The sequence below is a fragment of the Nocardia brevicatena NBRC 12119 genome, from assembly GCF_000308495.1.
Lineage (GTDB): Bacteria > Actinomycetota > Actinomycetes > Mycobacteriales > Mycobacteriaceae > Nocardia > Nocardia brevicatena.
This window is the reverse complement of sequence record NZ_BAFU01000216.1, coordinates 1-8,776: the sequence shown is the minus strand read 5'-3', so window position 1 is coordinate 8,776 and position 8,776 is coordinate 1. Positions and strand designations below refer to the sequence as shown.

General features: G+C 64.4%; 9 protein-coding genes and 2 pseudogenes. 9 read left to right on the top strand and 2 right to left on the bottom strand.

Going from position 1 to position 8,776, the window contains the following annotated elements:
- Together ON20_RS26575 and ltrA are read left to right on the top strand one after the other, a co-directional pair.
- On the top strand, positions 1 to 232 hold a 232-nt coding region (locus tag ON20_RS26575; protein ID WP_169332383.1), incomplete at its 5' end, for an alpha-L-rhamnosidase C-terminal domain-containing protein.
- 747 nt (positions 233 to 979) lie between these two features.
- Positions 980 to 2,377, top strand: coding sequence for a group II intron reverse transcriptase/maturase (gene ltrA / locus ON20_RS26570; protein WP_218002638.1), 1,398 nt, complete (start codon positions 980 to 982; stop codon positions 2,375 to 2,377).
- A gap of 134 nt (positions 2,378 to 2,511) precedes the next feature.
- On the opposite strand, the pseudogene ON20_RS35015 reads toward ltrA, so the two are convergent.
- Positions 2,512 to 3,889, bottom strand: a pseudogene (locus tag ON20_RS35015) (transposase).
- A 392-nt stretch (positions 3,890 to 4,281) separates the two neighbouring features.
- On the opposite strand from ON20_RS35015, the gene ON20_RS26555 reads away from it, so the two are divergent.
- From ON20_RS26555 to ON20_RS26525, 7 genes are all read left to right on the top strand, one after another.
- Complete coding sequence (locus tag ON20_RS26555; RefSeq protein ID WP_040839948.1) at positions 4,282 to 4,770, top strand: SRPBCC domain-containing protein; 489 nt, start codon at positions 4,282 to 4,284, stop codon at positions 4,768 to 4,770.
- An 83-nt stretch (positions 4,771 to 4,853) separates the two neighbouring features.
- Positions 4,854 to 5,297 carry a DoxX family protein gene (locus ON20_RS26550; RefSeq protein ID WP_040839946.1) on the top strand — a complete coding sequence of 148 codons (444 nt, stop codon included), beginning with the start codon at positions 4,854 to 4,856 and terminating at the stop codon, positions 5,295 to 5,297.
- Between the two features lie 239 nt (positions 5,298 to 5,536).
- The gene (locus ON20_RS26545; RefSeq protein WP_040839944.1) at positions 5,537 to 5,917 is read left to right on the top strand and encodes an ArsR/SmtB family transcription factor; all 381 of its coding nucleotides are present in this window, start codon (positions 5,537 to 5,539) and stop codon (positions 5,915 to 5,917) included.
- Positions 5,910 to 6,422 (top strand): SRPBCC family protein, encoded by a 513-nt coding sequence (locus tag ON20_RS26540; protein ID WP_051163370.1) that lies wholly within the window; start codon positions 5,910 to 5,912, stop codon positions 6,420 to 6,422. The genes ON20_RS26545 and ON20_RS26540 overlap by 8 nt, the downstream gene beginning before the upstream one ends.
- A gap of 60 nt (positions 6,423 to 6,482) precedes the next feature.
- Positions 6,483 to 6,833 carry a DUF1801 domain-containing protein gene (locus tag ON20_RS33460; protein ID WP_051163368.1) on the top strand — a complete coding sequence of 117 codons (351 nt, stop codon included), beginning with the start codon at positions 6,483 to 6,485 and terminating at the stop codon, positions 6,831 to 6,833.
- 18 nt (positions 6,834 to 6,851) lie between these two features.
- Positions 6,852 to 7,262 (top strand): RidA family protein, encoded by a 411-nt coding sequence (locus ON20_RS26530; RefSeq protein WP_051163374.1) that lies wholly within the window; start codon positions 6,852 to 6,854, stop codon positions 7,260 to 7,262.
- A 2-nt stretch (positions 7,263 to 7,264) separates the two neighbouring features.
- The gene (locus ON20_RS26525; RefSeq protein ID WP_083865292.1) at positions 7,265 to 7,534 is read left to right on the top strand and encodes a RidA family protein; all 270 of its coding nucleotides are present in this window, start codon (positions 7,265 to 7,267) and stop codon (positions 7,532 to 7,534) included.
- A gap of 543 nt (positions 7,535 to 8,077) precedes the next feature.
- On the opposite strand, the pseudogene ON20_RS39285 reads toward ON20_RS26525, so the two are convergent.
- Positions 8,078 to 8,776, bottom strand: a pseudogene (locus ON20_RS39285) (IS3 family transposase); the annotation flags it as partial.

Genomic DNA, 8,776 nt, shown 5'->3' with positions numbered 1-8,776 from the left:
AGCGACCATACAAACCGTGCGCGGCGAAATCGTCAGCCGCTGGCAACGCAACGACACCACATCAACGCTGGAAGTCTCGATACCACCGAACACCACCGCTACCGTCGTTGTCCCCCTGCTGCAGAAGAACGCGGATATCACCGCTTCCGAAGAAACGAGGCTGACCGACCGGAACAGTGAATACGCCACCTACCAGGCAGGATCCGGCACGTGGACTTTTATCCAAAACTGACCACGACGGGCGGAGACACAACCACACGCGCCACCCCGACGCCAGACAAACGCCACCGGCGCCCTCAAACGAAGCACGATGACCATGACGCAGAGCCGTAACGCTGTCACGCCTGCCGTCATAATCATCGGGCAATCACACCTGTCCGATCCTTAGCGCCGAATCCCGGCCCGCTACACCACTACCCCCGAGCAGCCCTGACAACGCCGGGACGTGGCCAGTACTGCCAGATGGTGCGGGTCCGGCAAGCGGGATGAGGAGGAGTACGCGAGGAACCGGCGTTGTTACGTCCCTCCATGAGCCACCTGCTCAAATCTGGCGGATATGGGCAGGAGACGCGGTGCGTCCCCGACGCTTTCGAAAGCGCTGGGGAACTCCTCGGCCGGTTTACCAAAGCCGGTCAGGAGGCCACGAGGAAGGTCTACGGCGTACTCGTGGCGATGCCGCAGGGACACAGTCGGGCTCCTACTTCGTCGAACGAATCACAGTGAACACGGGAACCGCCCGGCCAGGCTCCCCGGGCGGCGCACAATCCAGTCGCGGCGCTCGGGGATAGATGCACCGACTGTCGAACTGGCCGGGTGGGGCGGAGCCGCCGTAGTAGTCCGAGGCCGGGAAAGCCGGTCACATGGCGAAGGGCGGCAGCGGTTTCGAGGAGGGAAGGATGCTGCAATGCCGAAAGACGCGCCACCGAACGGTGCCGCCGCGCCGGCAGGCCCTGCGGGGCCTCGCCGGCGGGTATCGGAGATGCAGACCAAGCTTCACCGTTGGGCGGCGGCCGATCCCGGCCGCCGGTTCGACGACCTGTTCAATTTCGTGCACGACCCGGCCACGCTGATCGTGGCGTTCGACCGGGTCGCCGGCAACCGCGGAGCCCGTACTCCCGGCGTCGACGGCATGACCGTCACCGACGTCGACGAGCACATCGGGGTTCCGGGGTTCCTGAACGATCTGCGGGCCTCGTTGAAAGACGGGGTCTTTCGGCCGTTGCCGGTGCGGGAACGCAAGATCCCCAAACCGGGAGGGTCCGGGAAGGTGCGCCGTCTCGGGATTCCGACAGTCCGAGACCGGGTCGTTCAGGCCACGCTGAAGCTGATGCTGGAACCGATTTTCGAGGCCGATTTCGAACCGGACTCTTACGGGTTCCGACCCCACCGGCGGGCTCAGGACGCGGTCGCCGAGATCCACTATTACGGCACCCGCGGTTACCGATGGGTGCTGGATGCGGACATCGAGGCGTGTTTCGACCGGATCGACCACACGGCCCTGATGGACCGGGTTCGATTGCGGGTCAAGGATAAACGTGTCTTGGCGCTGGTCAAGGCATTCCTGAAAGCGGGGCTCCTCACCGAGCTCGGCGAGCGCCAGGACACCGTGACCGGCACCCCGCAGGGCGGCATCCTCTCGCCGCTGTTGGCCAATATCGCACTGAGCGTGCTCGATGAGCAGGTGATGGCGCCGTGGAAGCCGGGCGGGACGATGGCCAGTGAGGCCAAACGGGCATACCGTCGCCGGAAAGGGTTGCCGACGTGGCGGATCGTCCGCTACGCCGACGACTTCCTCGTGCTGGTCCACGGGACCGAGCACGACACCGAGACGATGCGCGAACATGTCAGGGAAGTGCTTGCACCCCTGGGGCTTCGGTTGTCTCTGGAGAAAACGATGGTGCGGCATCTGTCGGACGGGGTCGATTTCTTGGGATTCCACATCCAGTGGCGTCGCAAGCGAGGCTCGGACAAGTGGTTCGTCTACACCTTCATCGGTGACCGGCCCATCCGGTCGCTGAAGGCGAAAGTTCGTGCCCTGACCCATCGGGGGTCCCAGCAGAGTCTGAGCTATGTGATCACCCGGCTCAACCAGATTCTGCGTGGTTGGTCCAACTACTTCAAGCATGCCGTGGCGAAGAACCGGTTCGCCGTTGTCCAGAAGTTCGTCTGGAAACGGATGATCGTGATGTTGCAGACCCGGCACCGCTGGAATTGGACCGATATCCGCCGCCGCTACACCACCCGCACTGGGCGGTGGTTACCCATCACGGCGGCGGCCGGAACGGAGTTGTTCGACCTCAACAGCGTGACAGTGAGCCGTTATCGCTGGCGCGGCCACACGATTCCGACCCGATGGTCGACTCTTCAACGAGCCTGACGATAGAAAACCGTGGAGAGCCCGTTGCGTCGAGAGGCGCACGGCGGGTTCGGCGAGAGGTCCGGGGAAACGGAGCCAGAGCAATCCGGCCACCGCGCCCCGGGCCTACTCAGCGATGTGGTTGGCCGGGTTGGTCAGTCGCTCAGCAGGATTCGTTTCCGGAGGAGGTCCGGGTTCGCGCGTCCGAACATCTGGCGTTTGATCATCTTTATGCGGTTGACCTGCCCTTCGACCGGTCCGCTGCTCCAAGGCAGGGACAGGCCGGCGGTAACCGCGTCGAGGTCACGACGTAGGCCGCGAACGAAGGAATGCAAGGCCGGTAGATCGTCGGCGCTGACGGCTGCCGTCCATCGCTCCAGGTCACGGCCACGACGGTCGGCCATCATCGTCGCGAAGGCCCGGACATGACCGGCCAGGGCATTGAGTTCGGCGCTGGTCGCGAGGATCGCGTCGAGGCGCTGCTGATCGTCGCTGATCGTCGGGAGGGACATGGACGTGGTTGCTCATGATCCAGCAGGCCACGCGGCGGACCGAGGGCGGTTTCGGGGCCGGACGAGGGATGTGACCGGTGACGCGGAACAGGTGCAGGTAGTTGAGCACGGTCTTCTTGCCGCCGCGGTAGCCGAGGTCACGGATTTCGCCGAACAGCTGTGTGGCGTTGGTGCAGCCCTCGTTCCAGCGCCGATGCAGGTAGGGCGTGAACGGATCGAGCAGGAGGACACGGCGCCCGGTGCCGTTGTGGACCAACGGTTCCTCGACGTCGGCGGCGCGGGCGAAGCGCCGGACAGTTCCGCGGGCAAGGCCGAGCTGTGCGCCGGTCGTCACGCCTTCGGCGTAGGCGCCGGCCCGGTCCCGGCACACGATCTCGACTCCGGGATGCGCACACAGCCAGTCGGCGAGAGTTTCTGCGGTCCGGTCGCCGAGGACCTCGACCGGGCGGCGAGATTCGATATCGATCAGGATCGTTGCGTACCGATGCCCTCTGCGGAGGGCGAAGTCGTCGACACCGAGCACCCGCGGTGTGACCGGCTCCGGATCCGGTAGCGCCCGGATCTGCCGCAACAGCGTCATCCGGCTCACCGTGGACGTCAGTTGACGGCTCATCCGGGCACCCGGGCGGCCACCCAACGCCAGCGCGACCGCACAGAGCAGCCGCTGCAGAATGGTCGTGCGCCAGGCATACCGTCCCGCCGGCTTCGGCGGTTGCTCGGCGAATGTCGTTCTGCCGCAGTCGGTGTTGTCGCAGAACAACCGCCTCACTCGCAACCGGATCACCACCTCCCGGCCGGACAGCGCGGTGTCGGACAACCGCCGCCGATAACGGCTATGCACCCCCCGGGACGACATCCCGCAGTCCGGGTAGGTGACCGGCTCCTCACGAGTCCGGACATCGAGACCTACCCGCAACCGCGTCGAGGTCACACCGTCGAACTGCAACCCGCCCAGATGCGGGAACAAGACCGCGAACAGTCCGAGACCAGAACACCGGCGACATGATCGATCATCAAGCACCCCTTGGCAACCCAAGCCGGGTCAATCACGCAAACTGTGCCAGATCCCGGATTATTATTGGCGTGCTGTTGACAATCTCGTGGATCGTTGGCGAGAAGCATTGGATGAGCCTCATTGGCCGGCTCGACGAGACGTCTCTGGTTGATTGCAGGCGTCCTGGTTCCGAACTCTGACAGCACCACTATGGCCATCACTGTCTGCTCTGTCCGGTCGTCGAACTTGTCCGATCGTCCCAGGATACAGCGTGGCCGGCGTGACGCATCAGCGGGCTCGCGGTGCATCACCGGTTCTACAAGCTACGTCGTGATGCTTGACGCGCAGCGCGCTCGGCTGTAATGTTCCAACTGGTTAAATAACCACCTGGAACATCTCGCGGAATCGAGAGGATCATCATGACCGAACTCGACACGGCAGCCGTCACCATCACGCACCCGTCGGACACGGAGACCGTCGTCGTCCGACGCTTCGCGGGGACCGCTCAGCAGCTCTTCGATCTCTGGACCACCCCTGAGCTCGTCGCTCAGTGGTGGCCGTCGGGTGGTCGGATGACCGCCAACGACATCGACCTCCGCATCGGAGGCAAGTGGCGCTGGGCGGTCTTCAACGACGAGTACAACCTCGAAGCCGCCTACTCGGGCGAGTATCGCACGGTGGACTCGCCCGTCACCCTCGCGTTCTCTGAGGCGTTCGAGGCGCTGCCCGGAAGCGGCTACGAGAACTTCATCACCTTCGACGAGCACGACGACGGCACGACGACTGTGACCGAGCGCATGTCGTACCCGACGCAGGAGCTGCGCGACGGCCACCGGGCCTCGGGGTTCGATGCAGGAATCTCGGCGGCCTTCGAACGGATCGACGCGCTGCTCGCCGGCTCGCAATAAGCAGCGTCGCACATCGTTCAAGCGGCCTCGTCGGCCCGTCGGCTCGGCGGTGTGACGAGGCATGACGCTCCAAGGAGGTAATCATGGCGCCGCTGATCGTCTTCGTCCTGGTCACCGCGCTCGCCCGGATCGCCGGCAGCGTTGATGTCGCCTGGCTGGACAGCTGGCCACATTCGCTGACTGTCGGCCTGGCGGCAATGTTCTTGCTCACATCGACCGCGCACTTCATCGAGCCACGACGCTCCGGGCTGGTGGCAATCGTTCCGTTCCAGCAACCCAGCCCTTCGCTGGCGGTCACGGTCACCGGCGTTCTCGAAGTGGCGGGCGCGATTGGGCTTCTGGTGCCGGACACGCGCCGCATCGCAGCAGCCTGCCTGGCCGCGCTGCTCGTAGCGATGTTCCCCGCGAACGTGTATGCGGCACGAGGTCGTCGTCACCCGAATGCGCCGTCGACGCCGCTGCCGCTGCGAACCGCGATGCAACTCTTGTGGCTGGCCGCAGCGGTCGTTGTCGCGGTGGTGGAGTAGGTCTCCTTCGAGGCGGACGTGCATCGCTCGGAAGTCGAGAGCCGTGCATGGAGGTTACGGGCGCATCGCGCTCGGTCGCGGTCTGGTCGCTACCGTTGCGTGACAGAGACTGTCACGCAACGGTAGCGTTCATGGCATGACGCACTACTGTGGGCCTCGCGTCGCCGGGTCCGAGCGTTGATCCCTCCTTCGCCGGACTTACTATACTAAAGGGTTAAATAGCCGAGGGGAACGTGACAATGAAGACCGACGAGTTCAATGCCATATTCGCTGCACTGGCCGATCCCACGCGGCGGGCGATCGTGAGTCGCCTTGCGCAGGGCGAGGCGACTGTCGGCGAGCTCGCGGAGCCGTTCGAGATGACTCTGCCCGGTATCTCCAAGCACCTGCGCGTGCTCAAAGCGGCAGGGCTGGTGACGCAGACCCGCGACGCGCAGCGGCGACCCTGCCAACTAAACTTCCGCCCCCTCCGAGAGGTCGCGGAGTGGGCGGAGACATTCCGGGCGAACTGGGAGGACAGCTACTCCCGGCTCGACGACTACATGCGAGAAGTACAGGAGGCTCGTGTGACGACTGCGAAAAAGGATGAGAAGACGACAGGAGCTGGTCCCGATGCCTGATATGGGCCGGCACGGCGACGCGACGCTTGCACTCCCGTCGGATGCGGAGACCGTCGTTACCCGTGTCTTCGCGTTCCCACCGGAGCTCGTCTTCGAGATGTGGACCGACCCGGTGCATGTCCCGCGCTGGTATGGTATGCGGGAGTTCATCATGTCCGACTGCCGGATCGACCTGCGCGTGGGCGGCCGTTGGCGATGGGCGCAGCGCAATTTCGACGGCGACGAGATCGCGTTCTCGGGTGTGTATCGCGAGATCGACCGCCCGAACCGGCTGGTGTTCACCGAGGAGTTCGAGGCGCTCCCCGGCAGCGAGTATGTGGTCACAATAACCTTCGCGCCGCACGGTGACGGCGGCACGCTCCTGACCACCCACATGCGGTATCGGTCCCGTGAGCACCGTGACGGCCATCTCCAGTCGGGCATGGAGGAAGGCACCAACGCGATCTACGCGCAGCTGGACGAACTCATGGCCGAGTTGTCCGGTCCCGCTGCGCCCGCGACGTGACGCGACGGCTTGTTCCGGTGTTACGACAGTCCAATCCTCTGATTCCGAAGGAGAGCAGCCATGGCAATCCACCCTGATCTGCCGAAGCAGGTCACCGACTACATCGACACGATCCCGGCGGAGCATCGCCCGCTGTTCGATACGCTGCACGATCTCGCGATCGAGACCATCACAGGTGTGAAAGTCGTCTTCAGCTACAACATGCCCGCGTATGTCGGCGCGAACGGCCGGGTCTCGCTGTCCAACGGGCCGCACGGTGTTTCGCTCTCGACGCGGGTGCCGGAGCCGATCGCTGTGTTCCATGCCAAGCACCCCAGCTTCAAGGCCGGCAAGGTCTCGGTGCTATTCCCGCCGGCCACGGACGTGCCGGTGGCCGACGTCGCCACACTCATCGCCGAAGCCACCCGATAGCCGACGAGGTAAATGCCCATGTCCATGTGGCACCTCGACCCGTCTGACCGAGTATCCTCGCCCGCCTTCTCGGAAGGAACTGCGATCGAGGGTGCGACGCGGCTGGTCATGGTCGGTGGCCAAAACGGCACCGACGCCGATGGCCGGATCAGTGGAGACTTGGCTGCACAGACCGTCCAAGCGCTCCGCAATGTCCTCTCTGTGCTCGCCTTGGGAGCTGCCACCGCAGACGATGTGCTGAAGTTGACCGTCTATCTAACTGCAGACGCCGATCCGTCCACGGCTTTCCGTGCTGCCTCCGAAGTGTGGGGCTCTCGACGCACGGCGGTGACGGTACTCAAAGTGGCGGGGTTCGCGCGGCACGAGGCGCTGGTCGAAATCGAGGCGTTCGCAGCTGTTCACACTCCCGAACGGAAAGCGACAAGCTAGCGGTGCACACTCGCGAGATCAATCGCACTGACGACAACTACTCCCAGGCAATCGAGGTCGTCGGCGCATCGCGGCTGCTGTTCATCAGCGAGAAGGTCGGAGAGGACGGCGCCGGCAACGTGCCAGAGTCGTTCCGTGAGCAAGCGCTCCTCGCCTGGTCGAACATCGCCGATCAGCTCACTGCGGCCGGCATGGATGTCGGGAACATCGTGCGGATGACGATCTATCCCTCCGATCGCCGATATCGACGCGAGGCATACGAGACCCGATAAGAAGTGCTCGGTGAGCGCGCCCCCGCGTGGCATCTGAAAATTGCCCCTTTGGTCGGGACCCTGGCTTGAACCGAGCCAGGAGGACGAAGGGGGTGCTTGCCGTGGAGAATTGGGCTGAGATTCGTGTGCGCCACGAGGCGTCTGTATTCGAGTGGAGGTGAGAGACCTTCGCCCGCCGGTCGTCGCAGCGGCTGGCGGAAGCTGAGGGCAACCTGATCCGGGAGACGCTGGTGAGGGCGGGTCGGCACTGCCAGACGATCTGGGTCCGGTCAGCGAGACGGGAAGGTATACAAGAGAAACCAGTGTTCGACGCCCCTCAACGGCCCACCAGCTCAAATCTGGCGGATACGGGCTGGGCGCGGTGCATAACCACCGCCCTCGGTGGGTGGTGGGGAACTCCCGGTCACGATGTGACAACCGGCCGGGAGGCCATGGTGAAAGCCTGCGGCGTAACCATGGCGATGCCGCAGGGGTAGAGCTGGATTGACCAGTCCCCGATAACGCGACCACCCGGTTTTAGAGTCGGATCGTTGTCCTCGGTATTCAGTTGATGTCGCAGCCCACCGGGTGGTGGGTGTGGGGGCAGGTCGCAGCGTACTCGGCCGGGGTCAGATAGCCCAGCGCCGAATGCCGGTGACGGTGGTTGTGCTCATGTTTGAAGTCGCCGATCACTACCTGTGCTTCGAGCAGGCTGGTCCAGTGGTTGCGGTTGAGGCACTCGACCCGCAGGCGCCGGTTGAACGATTCGACGAACCCGTTGTTCCAGGGCGTACCCGGCGGTATATAGGAGATACCCACCTTTCCTGGCAAAACGATTGCAGCGCTGCGGAAATCATTTCCGGGCCATTGTCGCACCGCAGCACCTTCGGCATCCCGCGGGCAGCGAAGACCCGCTCCAGCTCGGCCACCAGGTGTTCCCCGGTGATCGAACGCTCGACCAGGTGCAGCAGCGATTCGCGGGTGTGCTCGTCGATCATCGACGCGATCTTCACTACCCGCCCGTCAGTGGTGGAGTCGAACTGGAAATCCAGCGCCCACACCACCGCCGGTGCGTCCGCGGCCACCGGCGGGATCGAGGAGATACCGGCATGTTTGCGTGGATGATGCGCGCCGACCTGCAAGCCTTCCGAGCGCCACAGCCGGTGCACCCGCTTGATGTCGACCCGGTGGCCTTCATCGAACCGCAGCGCCGACCAGGCCCGGCGGAACCCGTGACACGGATGTTTGGCCGCATAGCTGCGT

Bases quoted from the DNA above. Each gene is read 5' to 3' on its own strand.
- ON20_RS26540 (WP_051163370.1), top strand. From the start codon at position 5,910: ATGCCTGATATGGGCCGGCACGGCGACGCGACGCTTGCACTCCCGTCG.
- ON20_RS26530 (WP_051163374.1), top strand. From the start codon at position 6,852: ATGTCCATGTGGCACCTCGACCCGTCTGACCGAGTATCCTCGCCCGCC.
- ON20_RS33460 (WP_051163368.1), top strand. From the start codon at position 6,483: ATGGCAATCCACCCTGATCTGCCGAAGCAGGTCACCGACTACATCGAC.
- ON20_RS26550 (WP_040839946.1), top strand. From the start codon at position 4,854: ATGGCGCCGCTGATCGTCTTCGTCCTGGTCACCGCGCTCGCCCGGATC.
- ltrA (WP_218002638.1), top strand. From the start codon at position 980: ATGCAGACCAAGCTTCACCGTTGGGCGGCGGCCGATCCCGGCCGCCGG.
- ON20_RS26555 (WP_040839948.1), top strand. From the start codon at position 4,282: ATGACCGAACTCGACACGGCAGCCGTCACCATCACGCACCCGTCGGAC.
- ON20_RS26545 (WP_040839944.1), top strand. From the start codon at position 5,537: ATGAAGACCGACGAGTTCAATGCCATATTCGCTGCACTGGCCGATCCC.